Origin of the sequence: Pseudomonas neustonica, from assembly GCF_003797945.1 — a bacterium.
Taxonomy (GTDB): domain Bacteria; phylum Pseudomonadota; class Gammaproteobacteria; order Pseudomonadales; family Pseudomonadaceae; genus Halopseudomonas; species Halopseudomonas neustonica.
The window spans coordinates 59,710-78,693 of sequence record NZ_RKKU01000005.1 but is presented as its reverse complement, the minus strand read 5'-3'; the positions used below and the strand labels follow the sequence as shown (position 1 = coordinate 78,693).

General features: G+C 57.6%; 16 protein-coding genes. 10 read left to right on the top strand and 6 right to left on the bottom strand.

The genetic code is table 11. The features are described from left to right. The first annotated feature begins 191 nt into the window (after window positions 1–191). Window positions 192–833: a hypothetical protein gene (locus EF096_RS06355; protein ID WP_123888788.1), complete on the top strand. Its 642-nt coding sequence runs from the start codon at window positions 192–194 to the stop codon at window positions 831–833. Window positions 834–849: 16 nt separating this feature from the next. Here the strand turns inward: EF096_RS06355 and EF096_RS06350 are convergent, their stop codons facing one another. Next, the gene (locus EF096_RS06350) at window positions 850–1,116 is read right to left on the bottom strand and encodes a YheV family putative zinc ribbon protein (RefSeq protein WP_123888787.1); all 267 of its coding nucleotides are present in this window, start codon (window positions 1,114–1,116) and stop codon (window positions 850–852) included. Then, window positions 1,113–3,158, bottom strand: coding sequence for an oligopeptidase A (gene prlC / locus EF096_RS06345; protein ID WP_123888786.1), 2,046 nt, complete (start codon window positions 3,156–3,158; stop codon window positions 1,113–1,115). The genes EF096_RS06350 and prlC overlap by 4 nt, the downstream gene beginning before the upstream one ends. Before the next feature lie 174 nt (window positions 3,159–3,332). Here prlC and EF096_RS06340 point away from each other — a divergent pair, with 174 nt between their 5' ends. The 4 genes from EF096_RS06340 to amt all read left to right on the top strand — a co-directional run bounded on the left by EF096_RS06340 (window position 3,333) and on the right by amt (window position 9,858). After that, entirely contained in the window at window positions 3,333–3,875 is a 543-nt protein-coding gene (locus EF096_RS06340; protein WP_123888785.1) for a gamma carbonic anhydrase family protein, read from the top strand. A gap of 52 nt (window positions 3,876–3,927) precedes the next feature. Beyond that, window positions 3,928–5,013 (top strand): GGDEF domain-containing protein, encoded by a 1,086-nt coding sequence (locus EF096_RS06335; protein ID WP_123888784.1) that lies wholly within the window; start codon window positions 3,928–3,930, stop codon window positions 5,011–5,013. A 142-nt stretch (window positions 5,014–5,155) separates the two neighbouring features. Beyond that, complete coding sequence (locus EF096_RS06330) at window positions 5,156–6,178, top strand: NADP-dependent oxidoreductase (protein ID WP_123888783.1); 1,023 nt, start codon at window positions 5,156–5,158, stop codon at window positions 6,176–6,178. Window positions 6,179–6,468: 290 nt separating this feature from the next. Continuing rightward, a complete protein-coding gene (gene amt, locus EF096_RS06325; protein ID WP_123888782.1) occupies window positions 6,469–9,858 on the top strand; it encodes an ammonium transporter in 3,390 nt (1,129 codons plus the stop codon). A gap of 361 nt (window positions 9,859–10,219) precedes the next feature. On the opposite strand, the gene EF096_RS06320 is transcribed toward amt, so the two are convergent. From EF096_RS06320 to EF096_RS06310, 3 genes are all read right to left on the bottom strand, one after another. Next, complete coding sequence (locus tag EF096_RS06320) at window positions 10,220–10,930, bottom strand: sensor histidine kinase (RefSeq protein WP_123888781.1); 711 nt, start codon at window positions 10,928–10,930, stop codon at window positions 10,220–10,222. After that, window positions 10,927–12,531 carry a tetratricopeptide repeat-containing response regulator gene (locus tag EF096_RS06315; RefSeq protein ID WP_123888780.1) on the bottom strand — a complete coding sequence of 535 codons (1,605 nt, stop codon included), beginning with the start codon at window positions 12,529–12,531 and terminating at the stop codon, window positions 10,927–10,929. The genes EF096_RS06320 and EF096_RS06315 overlap by 4 nt, the downstream gene beginning before the upstream one ends. Window positions 12,532–12,823: 292 nt before the next feature. Then, a complete protein-coding gene (locus EF096_RS06310) occupies window positions 12,824–13,495 on the bottom strand; it encodes a Rossmann-fold NAD(P)-binding domain-containing protein (protein WP_123888779.1) in 672 nt (223 codons plus the stop codon). 162 nt (window positions 13,496–13,657) lie between these two features. On the opposite strand from EF096_RS06310, the gene EF096_RS06305 reads away from it, so the two are divergent. Further along, the gene (locus EF096_RS06305) at window positions 13,658–14,353 is read left to right on the top strand and encodes a tellurite resistance TerB family protein (protein WP_123888778.1); all 696 of its coding nucleotides are present in this window, start codon (window positions 13,658–13,660) and stop codon (window positions 14,351–14,353) included. 2 nt (window positions 14,354–14,355) lie between these two features. On the opposite strand, the gene cadR is transcribed toward EF096_RS06305, so the two are convergent. Further along, window positions 14,356–14,802 (bottom strand): Cd(II)/Pb(II)-responsive transcriptional regulator, encoded by a 447-nt coding sequence (gene cadR / locus EF096_RS06300; protein WP_123888777.1) that lies wholly within the window; start codon window positions 14,800–14,802, stop codon window positions 14,356–14,358. A 392-nt stretch (window positions 14,803–15,194) separates the two neighbouring features. Here cadR and EF096_RS20255 point away from each other — a divergent pair, with 392 nt between their 5' ends. The 4 genes from EF096_RS20255 (at window position 15,195) to EF096_RS06285 (ending at window position 18,966) form a co-directional block, all read left to right on the top strand. Next, on the top strand, window positions 15,195–15,350 hold the full coding sequence (locus EF096_RS20255; protein ID WP_158611243.1) for a hypothetical protein: 156 nt from the start codon (window positions 15,195–15,197) through the stop codon (window positions 15,348–15,350). 63 nt (window positions 15,351–15,413) lie between these two features. Further along, window positions 15,414–16,226: an alpha/beta fold hydrolase gene (locus EF096_RS06295; RefSeq protein ID WP_123888776.1), complete on the top strand. Its 813-nt coding sequence runs from the start codon at window positions 15,414–15,416 to the stop codon at window positions 16,224–16,226. A gap of 94 nt (window positions 16,227–16,320) precedes the next feature. Next, entirely contained in the window at window positions 16,321–16,701 is a 381-nt protein-coding gene (locus EF096_RS06290; RefSeq protein ID WP_123888775.1) for a DUF2946 domain-containing protein, read from the top strand. 99 nt (window positions 16,702–16,800) lie between these two features. After that, on the top strand, window positions 16,801–18,966 hold the full coding sequence (locus EF096_RS06285; RefSeq protein ID WP_123888774.1) for a TonB-dependent receptor: 2,166 nt from the start codon (window positions 16,801–16,803) through the stop codon (window positions 18,964–18,966). Window positions 18,967–18,984 lie beyond the last annotated feature (18 nt).

Sequence of the window (18,984 nt, the reverse complement as noted above, 5' to 3'; positions counted from 1 at the left end):
CGCTATAAATTGTCTCAGTTGATGCTTTTCTGTGGCAGCTTGAGGAGTTTTATTTCTTTATGACAGAACGTTATGGTGCCTCATTTTTGAGTCACTTTGACGGGATCGCTTCCCTCTGCTAGCTTGACTGCGACATCCAGCAAGCACTTCAATCATCTGCAGCATTTAGCTGTCGTTGTGGAGAGATATTCATGAATACACCCGCGTTGAAACGTCAGGTTGAACTGGCGCTAAGTCAGGAGGCCAAGCAACAAAGATTGCATGCCTGGTTGGCTGAACGATTGCCGCAGCTGCATCCGGCCATTCGTCTGGAAGATGACGGGGTTGAGACACTTTTCAACTTTGTTCAGGCTTATGTCGAGCAGGTTCCCAATGTTTTGGATGCTGCTGCTGCTGTAGCTGATTTGGCGAGTATGCGCAGCCGTTTGCTGCCGGTGCTCAAAGTGGCAGAAGCCTTTTTTCTGCAGCCGCCGGACTTGCCGGCAGAGCATCAAGGGCTGTTGGCACTGCTGGATGAAGCTTATCTGGCCCATCGCCTGGTCGAGGACGTTAATGATCGTTATCTGGCGCACGGCGGCGAAGCGTTGATTCCGATGGACACCACCAAGGCCAATTTGATCGTGCATCAATTGTTGGGAGATGACTTTGCCAACCAGTTGGATGCCGCAGTTGATGCGGCGGTAGCAGGCCTGTTTCCGGAGGACGCCTTCAGCTCGGAGAGCTTCCAGGCTTACCTTGCGCAACAAGAAGGGGCCAATAGTGCAATCTGGCACCAGTGGCCCTGCATGAGCGAGCAATTGGGGGTTGATATAGCCTGGCGCGGTGCCGCCTAGGCGGCACCGTTGAGGACTATTCGGGCTTCTTCTTCAGCCTGGGGTTGGGGAAGAACTGCACGGTCTGAGTGGTCGGTTTAGCGGGCTTGGGTTTGGCTGCGTTGACCCTTGTTGTCAGCTCGCTTGGCACTGCATTGCCACGCTCATCGAGCGTATCGGCGTAGCCGCACTCAACGCAGTCTCGGTGCGGCACGCCGTCCACGTCAAACATCCGAATCGTATCCATGGTGCTACAGGCCGGGCACACTGCCCCGGCGATGAAGCGTTTTACCGGCTGGTTCATGCTGCTTCCCCGGATAAGCCAAGGTGACGCAGCAGTGGGTCAATCGAGGGCTCACGACCACGGAAGGCCACAAAGAGCGCCATCGGCTCTTCGCTGCCGCCACGCGCAAGAATATTGTCGCGGAAGGCACGCCCGGTTTTCTCATTCAGCACACCTTCCTCTTCAAAGCGTGAGAAAGCATCAGAGGAAAGTACTTCAGCCCACTTGTAGCTGTAGTACCCGGCGGCGTAGCCACCCGCAAAAATATGACTGAAGCCATTCTGGAAGCGATTGAATGCAGGTGCACGCAGCACCGAGGTTTCGTCACGCACTTTATCCAGTACTTGCTGAGCGCTGAGTTCGGGGTTTTCGCGCACGTGCAGCTCAAAGTCAAAGAGTGAGAGCTCCACTTGGCGCAGCATACCCATGCCGGACTGGAAGTTCTTGGCAGCCAGCATCTTGTCGAGCAGCTCTTGTGGCAGTGGTTCGCCCGTCTGGAAGTGCCCGGAGATAAGTGCCAGACCTTCCGGCTCCCAGCACCAGTTTTCCATGAACTGACTGGGCAATTCTACGGCATCCCAGGCGACGCCATTGATGCCACTGGCAGACGCATAGTCAACCCGAGTCAGCAAGTGATGCAGGCCATGGCCGAATTCGTGGAACAGGGTGGTGACCTCGTCGTGGGTCAGCAGAGCGGGCTTGCCGCCGCTGCCGGGCGGTGTGAAGTTGCACACCAGATAGGCGATGGGGCGTTGCAGCTCGCCGCTGGGGAGTAGACGCCGGTCGCGGCACCCGTCCATCCAGGCACCGCCGCGCTTGTGCGAGCGGGCGTAGAGATCAAGAAAGAAGCGACCAATGACTTCGCCGTTTTCGCTGACTTCAAACAGACGCGCATCAGCGTGCCAGCGCTCGAACTGTTCGACCTCGCGCAGTTCAATGCCGTACAGCTTTTGTACTATGCCAAACATGCCCTTGATCACGGTGTTGACCGGGAAATAGGGACGCAGTACTTCCTGCGAAATGGCATAGCGATGTTGCAGCAGCTTTTCGCTGTAGTGGCCTAGATCCCAGGGCTGGAGATCGCTGCAGCCTTGCTCCGCGGCAAAGGCACGCAGGGCTGACAGGTCTTCTTCTGCGTAGCTTTTGCTGCGTTGCCCCAGGTCGCGCAGAAAGCCCAGTACCTGGTCGGTGCTGTCGGCCATCTTGGTTGCCAGCGAGAGCTCAGCGTAATTGGCAAACCCCAGTAGCTCGGCCAGCTCCTGGCGCAAGGTCAGTATTTCGTCGATGATAGGGCCGTTATCCAGTTTTCCGGCGTTCGGGCCTTGATCCGATGCACGGGTGCAATACGCGGTATAGACCTCTTCGCGCAGGGCACGATCGGTTGCGTAGGTCATTACCGCGTAAAAGCTGGGAAAGTCGAGCGTGATCAACCAGCCGTCCAGTTCCCGTGCTTCGGCCGCCTGCTTGGCCTGCTCTAGAGCGGAATCGGGTAGACCATCTAGTTGCGCCGCGTCGCTTATCTGCTTGGTCCAGGCTTGGGTGGCGTCCAGAACCTGGTTGGAGAAGGTGCTTTGCAATTCGGACAGGCGCATCTGTAGCTCGCCGTAGCGCTTTTGCTGCTCGGGCGGCAGTGCGATGCCGGATAGGCGGAAGTCGCGCAGCGCGTGCTCGATGATGGTTTGCTGGGCTTTGTCCAGGGTGGCGAATTGAGCACTGTTGGCGAGTTGCTGATATGCCTCGAACAGCGCCTGATTTTGTCCCAGCTCGGTGTAGTACTGACTGAGCAGCGGCAGGCAGCTTTCATAGGCTTCACGCAGCTCCGGGCTGTTCATTACCGCGTTCAGATGGCTGACCGGTGACCAGGCGCGCGAGAGTTTTTCGCCCATGTCGTCCAGTGGTTCAATCAGGTTGGACCAGGTCCACTGGGCCGGCGGTGCTGCCAGTAGCGCCTGCACCTGGTTGCGGCTGTCAGCCAGGATCTGCTCGATAGCAGGCTTGACGTGCTCGGCGCGTATCGCGCTGAACGGCGGCAGGTCATAAGGTTGCAGTAGCGGGTTGGACATGGATAGCTTCCTGAATTGGACAGTGATGGCGTTCGACCGCCATCATATTGAATATCGGTGCAGGACGATGCGACTCAATGGTCGGTCGAGCCTGTCTTTACATTGATCTATGGGCTGCGTTCTTTCATTTCAAGGCAAGTGACTGAACGCGACCCGGCAAACGAGGTAGCCAGCATGAATGTAAGACCCTTTGGCGGCAAGATTCCACAACTCGGTCAGGGCGTATTTGTCGATCCGTCGGCTGTGGTTCTGGGGGATGTGGTGCTGGGTAATGATTGCTCGGTTTGGCCGGCGACGGTGATTCGCGGCGATATGCTGCATATTCGCATTGGCTCGCGCACCAGCATTCAGGATGGCAGCGTACTGCATATTACCCACGCCGGACCTTTTAACCCGGATGGCTATCCACTGATAATAGGTGATGAGGTCACCGTTGGGCACAAGGTTCTGTTGCATGGCTGCACCATTGGCAACAGGGTGTTGATCGGCATGGGCAGCATCGTTATGGATGGTGCCATCGTGGAAGACGAAGTGATTCTTGGTGCCGGTAGCCTGGTGCCAGCCAATCGCACGCTGGCAAGTGGTTATCTGTATATGGGCAGCCCGGCGCGGCAAGTACGAGCGCTGACTGATAAGGAAAAAGCCTTCTTCAGCTATTCTGCCGACAATTATGTTCGACTCAAGGACCAGCATTTGCTCGAGGTTTGGGCTGGTTAGTTGACCATCGGGCACTACACTATGTGGGTTGAATAACAAGCAGGCGAGGGAAATGCCGAACAAATTCAAGCGACAGGATAGGGACCTATCCTCATCCGCCCGTTTTGCGCTGGAAGACTCAGATCAGCGGGTGCTTTTGCGTCTGGTGTTTTTGGCCACCGGGCTCATTCTGTGTGGCTTCGCCGTATTGCAGTTGAGTAATCATAATCTGCTGCTGGCAACGGGCGAACTCGCCGCCGGGCTGTTGTTGTTCTGGGGTTGCTGGAAGCTGGCGCAAGTGCGCAATCTCACACCCTGGATATATGTTTTCCTGCTGCCGACCTTCTGCTTTCTGCTCTATATCATGGTAATGCCTAATGCGTCGCAGACGGCTTTTGTCTGGATCTACATGGTGCCGGTCTTGTCGTACCTGTTGCTGGGACGGGTCGGCGGCTTTCTCCTGGCGACCCCTTTTATTCTGCTCGCCGCGCTGCTTTATGTCTGGCGCTTTGCCGAGGTGCGCAGTGCCACCGGCTTGATTGATTTGGGTAATGCCATGCTCTGCGGCGTGGTATTGATGCTTTTTGTGCATATATACGAGTCAAGGCGGGCGGCCGCGCAGCGGGCGTTGGAGCGCGTTGCCGAGACCGATGCGTTAACCGGCGTGCTCAATCGCGGACGTTTTCAGATGTTGTTTTTGGATACTGCGCAGCGGGCCGCGCGCAGCCACCAGCCATTTTGTTTGGTATTGCTGGATGTTGACCACTTTAAACAGGTAAACGATTGCTGGGGCCATCAGGTGGGTGATAGTGCGTTGCAACACCTCTGCCGGGTGTTACAGCGGCGGCTGCGCGTAACGGATTATATTGGCCGCCTGGGTGGTGAGGAGTTTGGGCTGCTGTTGCTGAATACCGAGGTTGAGGCCGGCGCGACTTTGGTTGAGGATCTGCGTCAGCAGCTCGCAGATACGCCTCTTGAGGTGAACGGCAAGTGCATTCCTTTATCTGCTACCTTTGGTGTGGCTCAGTGGCCGGTAGATGGTACTGATCCGGAGGCGCTTTACCGCTGTGCCGACCAGCGCCTGTATCGTGGCAAAGCTTATGGCCGTGATCGTGTGATCAGTAACGGCGGAGGCTTGTCGCTCAGCGATATTGACTAGCCGGCGTTTCGGCCTGCCAATTGGCGACCAATCAGTGCGATGAATAGTGCGGCCAAGGGGCATGACTTGCCGCCTTGCTGGTTTATGATCGGCGAGTTCGCGGCAATCTGGCCGCCCATACACCTGATAGCGAGAGGCAATCATGTCTGCCCATACAAATCGTAAAGTGGTTCTCAACCAGCGCCCGCAGGGCGAAATCAAAGATGGCGATCTGGTCATTAAAGAAGAGCCGGTACGTGCGCTGAAAGACGGCGAAGTGCTGCTGCAAACCCTGTGGCTGTCGCTGGACCCCTACATGCGCCCCCGCATGAATGACAGCAAAGGCTATATGGACCCGATCGAAATCGGTGCACCTATCGTCGGTGAAAGCATTGGCCGTGTTATTGAAAGCAAGTCTGACAACTACAGCGTTGGCGATGTGGTCACCGTCTATTCAGGCTGGCAGGAGTACTGCATCATTCCTGGCGACGCTCCCATGGTCTACAAGATCAAGGATCAGGGCGCGCCGCTGCAGACGTATCTTGGCGTTGCCGGTATGCCCGGTCGTACCGGTTACTGCGGCCTGATGTACGTGGGCAAGCCCAAGGCAGGCGAGACCGTTGTAGTGGCTGCGGCTTCCGGCCCAGTGGGTACCGTGGTTGGGCAGACGGCGAAGAAACAAGGCTGCCACGTAGTGGGTATTGCCGGTGGCCCCGAGAAGTGCCGTTATGTCGTTGAAGAGCTGGGCTTTGATGCCTGCGTTGACTACAAGGCCGGTAATCTGGATGCCGATTTGGCTGCTGCCTGCCCGAAAGGCATCGATGTCTATTTTGAGAACGTCGGTGGCGACGTTGCCAAAGCGGTTGCCAAACTGATCAATCCCGGTGCTCGCGTGCCGATCTGCGGCTATGTATCTGCCTACAATGCTGAAGATCAGAGCAAGGTAGAAACACCTTTCCACATCTTTGGCGCCCTTGATCCCAAGCCTGAGCATCGCTTCTTCCTGGTCACCGAGTGGCAGGATAAGCATCAGGAAATCACCGCACTGCTGGCTGGTCAGGTAGCGTCCGGTGAGCTGAAGTACAGCGAAACCGTAGCTGAAGGTCTGGATAACGCGGTTGATGCGTTCAAAGGCATGCTCAACGGCAAGAACTTCGGCAAGCAGTTGGTACACATCGCTGACTGATCTGCCTGAGTGTTGAATTCACCGGGCGGCGTCGGTCGCCCGGTGATTGATGACTTTATATAAGCTCTCTCCTCCGCATTATCCTTTTCCTGCTTTAATCCCTCTCTTCGTCTTGCCGCATAATGCCTGCGAGTTGCTGTTGTTTCGGCGTCTTTTGGTACAAAAACTGCATCGATTGCACTGTCCTGAGCCAAGCGCGGTTTATTGTGCTGCGCGTGCTCGATAACAGGGCATTGCTATCACCGGCGCGCTATCAAAGTGCCAGTTTCGAAGCGGACCAGGTATCGACTATGCCCGTCTCTATGATTGATGTGTTATGGCTCGTGCTGTGTGCCGGGCTGGTATTCAACATGCAGATTGGCTTTCTCTGTCTGGAGTCAGGCCTGACCCGCAGCAAGAACGCGATTAATGTTGCGGTCAAAAACATGGCTGACCTGGGCGTAGCGGTTTTTCTTTACTGGCTGTTCGGTTTCAGTCTGATGTTTGGTGCCAGCTCCACCGGGCTATTTGGTGGTGGCTTCGTGATGCTCTCCTTCAATGATACCTGGCAGGCGGCATTCTTCCTGTTCCAAGCGATGTTCTGTACCACTGCCGCGACCATTGTCTCTGGCGCTGCGGCCGAGCGCATGCGTTTTACCGCCTATTTGCTGGTCACAGCCATCGCCGCCGGTCTGATCTATCCGTTCTTCGGCCACTGGGCCTGGGGTGGCAGCTTCAGTGCCGGTGAAGGCTGGCTGGCCGGTCGCGGCTTTGTCGATTTTGCCGGCTCTACCGTGGTGCACGGTGTTGGCGGCTGGATTGCGCTTGCGGTGATCCTGATTCTTGGTCCGCGTCATGGTCGCTACGATCAGGAGCGCGAAGGCCGCAGCATGCCGGGCTCCAATTTGCCGCTGGCAATGCTTGGCGCTCTGATGCTGATGTTCGGCTGGTTTGGTTTCAACGGCGGCAGCACGCTGGCGTTTGACGGGCGGGTGCCCGGCATTATTGCCAATACGGTGCTCGCTGCGATTTCCGGCACTTTGGGTGGCATGCTTCTGTCGTGGTGGCGCTGGCGCTTGGTCGACCCGGTCTATCCGCTGAATGGGTTGATTGCGGGCATGGTGGCAATCACTGCCGGTGCGCATGTGGTGGATGCTGGTGCCTCAGTGCTGATCGGCTTGGGCGGCGCCCTGGTAATGTATCTGGCCGACCGCCTGCTCAATCGTTTGCGTATTGATGACGCCGTGGGTGCCGTTCCTGTGCATCTTGCAAGCGGGGTCTGGGGTACGCTGGCTGTAGCGCTATTTGGCGATCTGTCATTGATCGGCACGGGTTTGAGCCGCTGGGAGCAATTTGTAGCACAACTGGAGGGCGTGCTGGTGGCCGCAGTCTGGGCCTTTGGTGTGACCTGGATTCTGTTGCGCAGCATCAACCGGTTCTGGCCCATGCGAGTGACCGCTGAGGCCGAGCGCAAGGGGCTGAATATCGCTGAGCATGGCGCGCGCACCGAGCTGATTGAGCTGCTGGAAGCGATGGCCGCACATCAGCAGGCAGGCGATCTGCAACGCGATGTGCCGGTTGAGCCTTTTACCGAGGTAGGGCAGATTGCTGCGCAGTACAACAAGGTGATTCATGCACTGCGCCGCGCGGTAGGTATGACGCAGAGCATCATCCGCGACATCCGCGATGGAGTGATTACCTGCACCAGCGACGGGGTTCTGGCGAGCTGTAATCCAGGCGCAGAGCGGCTGTTTGGCATGCCAGCGGGCGCCTTGATTGGGCAGCCTCTGGGGCGCCTGGTGGCAGATCGCAGCTGGCAGGGCATGCCGCAGCCGGCTGCGGGCAGTGAGCTGATGAGCGAGGTGCTGTTCAGCCGTAATGAGCATGATCAGTTTGTCGCTGAGCTGACCGTCAGTCGCGGAGCTTTTGATGAGGATGTGTATACCTGCATGATCCGCGACATCACCGAGCGGCGTCGCATTGAGCAGCAGCTATTTCAGGAAAAGATGCTGGCGCAAGTGACGCTGGCCTCAATCGGCGATGGCGTGATCACGACCGGGCCGGAGGGTCGAGTGCGCTACTTGAATCCGGTGGCGCAGACATTGACTGGCTGGAGTGAGGCAGACGCTGCCGGTCGCGCTCTGGATGAGGTTTATTGTCTGTACGATGAATTCAATGATGAGCGTCTGGGTAATCCAGTGACGGCGTTGCTGCGGCGCTACCGGCAGGCGCTGACCAGAAAGGAAGGCACCATGTGCCAGCTACGCCGCCGTGACGGTAGCGAAGTGACAATTCAAGACTCTGTCGCGCCGATTCGTGATGCCGAAGGGCACATCATCGGCGCCGTACTGACCTTCCGAGATGTCACCGCCAATCGCCAGCTGGCGCGCGAGCTGTCGCATCAGGCGGCGCACGATACGCTGACCGGACTGACCAACCGCAAGGAGTTTGAGCGCCGGGTTGCCCTGGCCCTGGCAAAGCCGCCCGTTGAGCGCGGCGAGCAAGTACTCTGCTACATGGATCTGGATCAGTTCAAGATCGTCAATGACACCTGTGGCCATGCCGCCGGCGACGAGCTGCTGCGCCAGTTGGCCAAGCTGTTTCAATCCCATGTGCGCAACAGCGACGTGCTGGCCCGCTTGGGCGGTGACGAGTTTGGTCTGTTGCTTTCGGGTTGTTCGTTGGAGCAGGCGATCCCGATTGTGGACGGCATGCGCGCCCTGGTTGAGGAGTTTCGTTTTAGCTGGCAGGACAAAACCTTCGCCGTTGGCGTCAGTATTGGGCTAGTGCCGATTGAAGAACAGATGGCGACCATCGATGTGCTGCTCAGTGCAGCAGATAGCGCCTGCTACGCCGCCAAGGAGGCGGGGCGTAATCGTATTCATTTGTACCAGGCCGACGACGCGCAACTGCTGGAGCGTCGTGGTGAGATGCTCTGGGTCAATCGCCTGCGTCAGGCGCTGGATGCCGACCTGCTGCGGCTCTATGTGCAGCCCATCCATGCGATCAGCCGGCAACAGAACAAGCCGAGCTATGAAGTGCTGGTGCGCATGCTCGGTGAGGATGGCCGCGTTATTCCGCCAGGGGCATTCATGCCCGCGGCCGAGCGCTATGATTTGTCATCAGCGATTGATCGTTGGGTTGTAGGTAACTTTCTGGCCTGGATGGGCGACTTCAACCGTCGGCACAACGGCGATATTGGCAACTACTCGATTAACCTGTCGGCGGCGTCGCTGGTTGAAGTGAGCTTTCTTGATTTTGTTTTGGAGGCGATTGAGCGCCATGCGGTACCGCCGCAGAACCTCTGTTTTGAAATCACCGAGACCAGTGCCATTGCCAACCTGGGTAAAGCTATTAGTTTCATGCAGCAGCTCAAGGCCATCGGTTGCATGTTTGCGCTGGATGACTTTGGTTCGGGTTTATCTTCCTTTGCCTATCTCAAGACCTTGCCGGTGGACTACCTGAAAATAGATGGCGTGTTTATCAAGGATATCGCCAGTGATCCGATCGCTCGCGCCATGGTCGCCTCAATCAATACCATAGGCCATGAAATGGGCTTGGAAACGGTCGCGGAGTTTGTCGAGAGCGAAGCGATCATGCAGCAGTTGCGCGAGCTGGGAGTGGATTATGCGCAGGGCTATCATCTTGGTCGGCCGCAACCGCTCATTGAACTCGATGGGGTGAGGATGATGCCGCGTTGAGCGGGTTTTGGTGTATGACTACGAATAGCGCCTGAGGCGCAACTACGCGGTTGCACGGACCAGAAAGCCCCATCTGAGCGGGCGAGTAGCGCAGAGCTGCCGGGGAAAAGGCGCTCGCGGTGTCTGAGGTGCGTAGCGCCGAGTTTGCGAGTGTCCCCGGCAGGTCGAGCAACGCAGCGAACCCGCAGGGCCGCATAGCTGGGTGCCTAGGGGGATTGCCAAGGGGGAATGGGCAAGCATTCCCCCTTGGCTCGCCTAGAGGCGAAAAGCGACAGGGAGCTAGCCAGCGCAGGTGACATCAATTGGAGACAGCCGCCGGTCTCCGGGCTTAACGGTTTGGCTCAGGCAGCCAAGCATCCCGTCATGGCAGATAAATCCGAAACTCCCCACCGCCCAGTGCACTGTTATTGCTGATGGTGATGTGCCCGTAAACGCCATTACGTTGATGCTGCTCTGCGATCCGCGCCCCAAAATACAGGCCCAGTCCGGTGCTGCCGCTGCTCATGTTGATGCCCAGAATATAATCGGACTGCGCTTCGAGCATGCTCTTGGGGTAGCCATCGCCGTCATCGCTGATGGCGAGTACCAGTTGTTCCTGCTCTAACCAGGCGCGCAGATGAATAGCGCTTTTGGCGTAGCGAATCGAATTGTTGATGACGTTGCCGATAACCGAGTCAACCAGTTCGGGGTCAAAAAAGCCCAGCATTCCCTCGGTGGCCACGCTGTAGCTACTGTCTATGTGGTGCGATATGAGAATGTCATGATAGCGCGCCAGGGCGGCCTCAAAAAAATCCTCAACCTCGACATGTACCGGTTGCAAGGGCAGCTGATTTACCCCGAGCTTATACAGCCCCAGCATCTGCACCAGCATGCCGTTGAGGCGCATCGACTCATATTCGATGATGGCTTGCTCGCGGCTACTGTGTAGTTCTGCCGGGAGCTTGGCGGCGAGCGCGCTGTGCGCTTGCATCAACATACCCAGCGAGTTCTTCATATCATGGACGGTGGAGGCGATGACGGTAGAAAACCCCAGCGCTTGTTCCTCCTCCAGACCCTCGTCCTGGCTGCTCATAGTGACGCTAATCGCTCACACAGCTTGCGATACCGCTCATGTCGATGATCTGAGCTGGGCATGCTGCGCACCTGCTCCAGACAGGCCATGCACTCTTCGCGTAGCGCGGGTGTCGGCTCGTTGATCAGCAGACGCACCAGTGACTGGGCGGTGTTGAGCGCGAAACTGATGTTGCGCGGTTGCATTGCCTGTGCGGCGCGGAAACTCTCCAGCGCCTCGGGATACTGCTTTTGCTGATACAGGCGAATACCTTCGCGGTTGTGCGTTTGTGCATGCTCGCCCGCGGTCAGGATAGCGGGATCGCTGGTCTGTTCGGCAATGCCTGCCATCACCTTGGGGTCATCGCCGTACATTTCGGCGCAGGTGCTAAGCAGCGTGTCCGCCTGATCAGCCTGTCCCAAAGCACGCAGTTGGCTGGCCACCTCGAGCGCTGTCTCTGCAGGGAAGAAGGTATCCAGCGAGCCGAGTTTTTCGCTGGCGTTGAGCGCCAACTGTTTGGCTTCGCTCTGCTTGCCAGCCTTGATCAGGCTGGTGGCCTGCGCCAGGTCAGCACGCGCGGTCAGGCCCGGATCATTCTTCCAGCTTTTGCTGACGTCCCCCAGGGTTTGCCTGATTTCCAGCAAGGCTTTGGGCGAGGGCGCCCCGTCACCGGCCTGATCCTGCAGGCTGCCGGCCAGATTCAAATGGTTTTCCGGATCACGAAACTTTGAGTGACGGCCCAGATTGACGGCTTGCCGGTAGGCTCTGATAGCACGTTCGGGGTCCTGGTTAGCGCGGGCCAGTTTGCCCAGCTCGGCCTGGCGCTGCGGGCTGTTAGGCGAAATCTTGACAGCCTGTTCGAGAAACGTCTGTGCCTTGATCAGGTCACCTTTGGCGACTTTTACCTTAGCCAGGCAGTCATATAGCGCCGGCAACATGGGGAACTGGCTCATGCCCTGTTCCAGGCTGCTTTCTGCCTTGTCGAGTTCGCCGCGTTCCAGCCAATGATTACCCAGCATACTCAGTGCCCAGGGCATGGGGCGCTCTGCCAGCAGGCTCGTCAGCTGGGCTTCGAGTTCCTTGTGCATACCAAGGGCCTTCAGAGCATCGGCTTTGTAGCGCTGGCATAACGGGGCGTAGCGTGGCTCAGCCTTGATTACTTTTTCGCACGCTTGCAGTACTTCGCGGTGTTGCTGCTGTGCCAGTGGCGCAAGAATAGGCTGCAACGCGATTTTACGCTCGACCAGCTTGTCCAGCCGTTGTTGCAGGCTGGCGCGGGTAAAGGGCTTGGTCAGGTAGGCGTCGGGTTCGAATTCCAGTGCCGCGAGCACCATGGCCTGACTGCTCTCGGCGGTCACCATGATAAAAATGCACTGCGGACTGATCAGGCCGCCTTGGTGTAATTCTTCCAGTACCTGTTGACCGTTCTTGCCTTCGCCGAGATTGTAGTCGTGCAGAATGATGTCGTATTTGCAGTTGCGGCACTGGGCGATCGCTTCTTCGCCATTGGCTGCGATATCGATATGTTTTGCCGCCATTTGGCCCAGCATGCTTTTTACCGAGGAGCGAAAGTCGGAAAAGTCATCAACGATAAGAAAGCGTTTTTGGTTGTAGCTGATCATCTGGTGTCCCGAGTGTGCGTCATGGCGAGCTGCTAATGCTAATGCTAATGAGTCTAGACCTTATTGACTCGTTTCTGCTGCGCCGCATTGAGATCATTGTGCCATTATTTGAATTGATAGGCTTCATCTGGTGCTGCTTAGCGCAGCGTTGGTGAGTCCCGAAATTGATTGTAAGCCCCCCACCCTGATCTATCGCAACACTTAAGGGTGCCATGCCAGCCCACCATGCCGGTTTAGCCCTGCGCGTTGATGTGATGACATTGGCACCTTAAGCCGGTTTGGCCGCCTGGATTCAGCGCTGCCGGGTGATGGCGTTGGATTCGATTACCTGCTGACCCACCGGTGCGGTCAACGCTGCCTGCAGCATGGCTGCTGCTACATCGCTGGTTTTAACCGCTCGCAGGCGCTTGGGTATTAGAGGTTTGAAGGTTCGCGAAATCAGCAGCCCCATAACTTCGCCCGGGCGGTCATCCGGTCGCGGGCCGCCATCGAGAATCGACGGCCGTACCAGTGTTAAGGAACGAAAGTCCATGGCGCCCAGATCATGCTCTACCTCGCCCTTTACCCGCAGGTAGAAAGAGCCGGAGCGTGCACTGGCTCCGACGGCCGAGTTGAGCACGAAGGTGCGGGTTCCCGCGCGCAGCGATAGCCGCGCCGCCGCACAGACATACTCTCGATCCACCAAACGGAAAGCCGCTTTTGAACCGGCCTGTTTCAGGGTTGTGCCAAGTGCGCATAGCGCGGCGTCGGCTCGCCACCATGGGGCGTCATCGGGTAGCTCGCTGAAGTCGACCTGCGGATTCTCTAAATGCGCATAGTGCGTGACCGAAACAGGCAAAGGCCGCCTGGTGGGCGCTACTACTTTAGTAACGGCCGGATTGGCTAGCGCCTGCCGCAGAATGTCCATGCCCACCAGTCCGCTGCCGCCGAATACCAGCAGTGTCTTGCCCTTGGTCTCTACCATGGGTATTTCCTCAATCAGATTGTAAGCTCCAGTTAAGTTCAGTGTGGTTCATTCTGCGTCGTAGTGACGGAAAAATGTGGCAACAACTTGGCTTTTCTTGTCGGGAGCCTTGTTGTCGGTAGCAGGTCCAAATCCGAGTAGTGACTATTTCAGGAGAACGGAATGAACACAGGTGGATTGCTCGATCAGTTGTTGAAGGCGGGTAGCGGTATGCTGGGCGGACAGAGCGGTTCCTCGACGCAAGCCAGCCAGAACAGCGGTGGCGGTAACAGTCAGCTGGGTAGCCTGCTCAGCGGTGCTGGCGGTGGAGCTCTGGCGGCAGGCGCGATCGGCATGCTGCTGGGTAACAAAAAGGCCCGCAAGTTTGGTGGCAAGGCGATCAAGTATGGTGGCCTGGCTGCACTGGGCGTAGTGGCCTACAAAGCTTTCAGCAATTGGCAGCAGCAGAACCAATCTGCGCCCCAAGGGCAACCGCAAACCGTGGATCGCTTGCCGGCACCGCAGGCAGAGCAGCACAGCCATGCCATTCTGCGCGCGGTGATTGGCGCGGCGAAGGCAGATGGTCACGTGGATGATCGCGAGCGTGAGTTAATCGACGCGGAAATCGGCAAGCTGACCAGCGATGCGTCAATGCAACAGTGGTTTGATCGCGAGCTGAACAAACCATTGGACCCGAGTGAGATTGCCAGTGCTGCCAGCACGCCGGAAATGGCGGCAGAGATGTATTTGGCCAGCGTGCTGATTGTGGATGAAGAGAACTTTATGGAGCGCAGCTATCTGCAGGAGCTGGCTAGCCAGTTGCAGCTCGATCCGGCACTCAAGGCCGAGCTGGAGAAAGAAGTCCGCCAGGCCAGCTAAGGTCAGTGGCCATGGCTGCGGCCAACATGTGAATCAGCGTCGCCGCACTCTACGGCGCCGCTGGTTTCCAGCTGCTGAATAATGCCGCAATGATCTACGTCGCTGGCGCTATGGCAGCGATGGCGTAGCTCAATCAGTTGTTCGCGCAGTTGGCTCAGGCTGAGTAAGCGGTCGCTGACGTGACCAATATGCTCGTCAATCAGACCGTTGACGTCGCCACAGCTGGCTTCAGGTTGCTCGCGCAAACGCAGTAGCTCACGGATTTCATTCAGCGTCATATCGAGCGCACGACAGTTGCGGATGAACACCAGTTGCTCCAGGTGATGATCCTGATACTGGCGATAGTTACCCTCGCTGCGCGCTGCTTCGGGTAGCAGACCTTCGCGTTCATAGTAACGAATGGTTTCCACCGCGGTGCCGGTGAGGTCGGCCAGTTTGCCAATTTTCATCTTGCCATTCTCTCGCGTGACTCTGTGGTAACTACAGGGTTTCTACTCTGCCTCACCTTTCTCCGCAGAGTCCAGCTTGGCTGGCTAGCATCATTTGAATTCGAGTTAGCGGGATTGTTGTCATTCAAACACAACACTGACTAATACTTACCTTGGTCTAAAGGTCGCTGTACAGCCCGCTTGCACGCTTTACGGCCGATACGACATTCAGCCTCACGATAAGTCGCAGTATTTTCCAATGGTGTGTCATATCCGCGGCGAATATGGCGCGCATTGTCAGTTAACTGGCGCTTTAACAGTGGACGATCTACGTTTTATGCAACAAACTGTTGCTTCAATACAAAAATAATATTTCTGCATTCCGCCTCAGGCTGGATGAAGGAGAAATTAGCATGATCAAGTCAGGTTCTTCGTGGTTCGTTCCTCTGGCGCTCGCTTTGATGTTTGGCGCAGCCGCTGTTTTTGCTTCATCCCAATCGCCATTGCCAACCGGCGACCTGTTCGGCTCGCCCATCGCTGTGGTGAGCGATATCTTTAATCGCTTCTGACCAGACCGCCGCTTCCACTTCGCCCCACGGAAAGGGGGGGCATGACTCAGGTTATGGATAGCCATGAAGGTTCAGGTAAACGGCGTAGCCAATGAAGTCTATGTGCGCGGAGCTGGGCAACCGCTTCTGCTGCTGCATGGCAATCCCGACAGCCACCTGATGTGGTTGCCGTTGATTGCGAAACTACGTGGCAACTACCACCTGATAGTGCCTGACCTACCCGGATTCGGCGCCAGTGAAGCGCGCGCGGATCACAGTGAAACCACCTTGAAAGGTATGGCCGAATGGGTCGCCCACTTACTCGATGCTCTTGGTGTGGAGCGTCCTGTTGACCTGCTGATGCATGACTTTGGTGGTGTCTATGGTCTCGCCTTCGCGACCACCTACCCTGAACGTGTGCGCCGCCTGATTATTACCAATAGCGTGTTTCAGCAGGACTATCGCTGGCACTTCTGGGCGCGTGTCTGGCGTCAGCCGCGATTAGGTGAGTTGGCCATGCTGCTGATGGGGGTACCCTGGCTGGGCAAGGCCATGTTCAGTGCTGCACTGCGCAGCGGTGGTCCGGGTCTGAGTCAGCGGCAGATCACTGACGCCTACCGACGTTTCACACCCTCGGTTCGCCAACAGGCACTGCAACTTTATCGCGCGACCGATCCTGGCAACTTCGCTGGCTGGGAGACCCGTATGCTGGTCGTTACCGCAGAGCATCCGACGCTGGTGCTGTGGGGGCAGCGTGACCCCTTCATTGCCACGCGATACGCTGACCGTTTTGGTGCCAGCAAGGTTGAGCGCTTCAATGAGGCTGGTCATTGGGTGGTGGTCGAGGCCGCCGATAGGGTGGCGCCTTTGATTGATGCCCACTTGTGCGATAGCTAATAGGCTTTTATTGAGCCGCTGGCTTAAGCCTTGCGACATTCTGTAGCTATAGATTACGTTCCGCTCTTGCTGGCGCGTTGCTAGACTTGCCGCCATGATACTTACGCCCTCCCAACGCTCCCTTTTTGCCTGGCTGCTGTATTTCAGCATCCTGTTCAATGTGCCGACCTGTGGTCTGCTGCATGGGCAGACGGCGGGCATGCAGCTGAGCGGCGTGGGCATTGTGTTTTGCTCGCTGGGCTACGGTAGCAGTGTGGATTTAAGCGCTGATGATGGCAGCTCGGCAACCAACCTGATGGCGTTCAAGTGCCCGGTTTGCGGGAGCATTACGCTTTCCATCGCATTGCTGTTTGCGCTTGCCTGGTTATTGACGATACGGCGCGATCAGCCGCCCGCCCTGCGCCGTCTGGTGCCGCGCGGGTACCCACGCTATGCCTGGCCGCCGGCCAACCCCAGGGCGTCGCCACTGTTCTGACCTTTCCACCGCCACCGTGGCGGTATTGATGCTCTCGACCCGCTTGCCCTGCCTTGCAGTGCGCCTGATCGAGCCAATGGATTTGTCAGGAATTACCCAATGAAATCGTTTTTTCTTCGCTCTACTGGCGCGTTGCTGCTGTGCGCGCCTGTTACATATGCCTTGGCCGAGGATGCGCTTGAGCTGCCCGCGCTGGAAGTGCTTGGCAACAGGCAAAGCCCCGTCGGCCTGCAGCTTGATGTACCTGCCGAAACGGGCTCGCGGTTGGACATCACGCCGCGGCAAACTCCGGCCTCGGTGTCGGTGGTCAACCGTGAGCAGATCAGCGCACGCGGCGCCGAGAATACTCAGGATATTCTCGCCGGTATTCCCGGTGTGACAGCTGCTGCGCCGCCCGGCTCTGCGGGCTTTGTTTCCTGGCGCGGCTTTACCAGCTCGCAGGTAACCCAGATGTTTAATGGCATCACGCTGCAGTACGATGCCATTGCCGCCCGCCCGGTAGATAGTTGGATTTACGACCGGGTTGAGGCGATTGGCGGGGCATCGAGCTTTCTCAACGGGGCTGGCGGTGTAGGCGGTTCAATCAACTACATTAGCAAGCTGGCCGACCCCAGCCACTCGTTCAGCGAGGGGCGCATCAAGTACGGCAGCTATGACAGCCGCGAATTCGCATTAGGCCTGAACCAGGTGCTCAATGACGGACCGGTGCGCAATACTCTGCGCCTGGATATCAGCCAGACGGACAGCAACGGCTATGTGGATCGCGAGGAGCGCAGCGCCTTTACCTCAGCCCTGTCGCTGCGCACCGACTTCAGCGAGCAGCTATCACATACCCTGGCGCTGGAATACCAGAACGAGCAGGTCGATAGCCCCTATTGGGGCACGCCGGTACTGCAACCGATTAGCGGCGAAATGACGATCGACGAAAGCCGTCGCTTTGAAAACTATAACGTAGAAGATGGTCGCTACGAGCAGCGGGTGCGTTGGCTGCGCTCGATCACCGAGTATTGGATCGGCGATCAGACACGGTTGCGCAATACCTTCTATCACTACAATACCGAGCGTAATTACCGCAATCTGGAGCGCTACACCTATACGGCGGACAACAGCCAGATCAGCCGCTCGGCAGCCCTACTGCAGCGCCACGATCAGGAGGTCAACGGCGACCGCGTAGAGCTACTGCATAATCGCTTACTGTTTCACCGCAAGAGCGACTGGTCGCTCGGGCTGGATTACAGCCACAACGTACAAACGCGCTATCCGCGCTCTATCTCGGCGGTGTTTGACGTAGTCGACCCGGACAACTTTACCCCCGGCCACTTCTACGACATACCAGGCATGACACCGGGTCATGAGCCACAGCGCAGCAACGAGCTGAATACCTGGGCGCTGTATCTGGAGAACCGTACCGAGCTGACCGACCGGCTGGCGCTGTTAACCGGCCTGCGGCACGACTGGATCGATTTGCAGGTCACTAACCACCAAACGCCTTCCGCCAGCAATCCTGCCGAATTTGGTCAAACCTATGAGCCGACCACAGGACGTATTGGGCTGGTTTACGAACTGACGCCGGCAGCCAACGTATACGTGCAATACAGCACCGCCGCTGATCCGCCGGCTGGCGTGCTGACGACGGCCAGCTTTGGCCAGACTCAGGATTTTGACCTGACCACCGGCGAGCAGTGGGAAGTCGGCAGCAAGCTCGACTTTCTCGACGGGCGCGGCAGCGCCACAGTGGCAATCTACCAAATCACCCGCAAGGATCTGGTCACCAACGACCCCAATAATCCGGGCGAAACACTGCCGGTGGGGCAGCAGACGTCTACCGGCATCGAAGTGGCCGGTTCCTTATTGGTAACGCCAAAATTGTTGGCCGAGGGTAACGTCGCCTGGGTGGATGCCGAGTACGACGAATTCAACGAAACCATCGGCGGCGCCAGCGTCTCACGCGCGGGCAACAGCCCGAGCAATGTGCCGGACAAGGTAGGCAACCTGTGGCTGACCTATGATGTCGCGCCGCGCTGGCAGTTGGGACTGGACGCGCGTTATGTGGCCTCGGTGTACGCCGACGCGGCTAATACGCTGTCGACGCCGTCCTACACACTATTCGGCGGCTTTGTGGGCTATGAAGTGGCCGCCGATACCCAGCTAACGTTGCGTGGTCGCAACCTGACGGACGAGATCTACGCCCGTCAGGCCGGCTCGACCATGCTCTATCTTGGCGCGCCACGTACCTTCGAGGTCGCGCTGCAAACCCGCTTCTGATAACCGATAGCCGCCAGT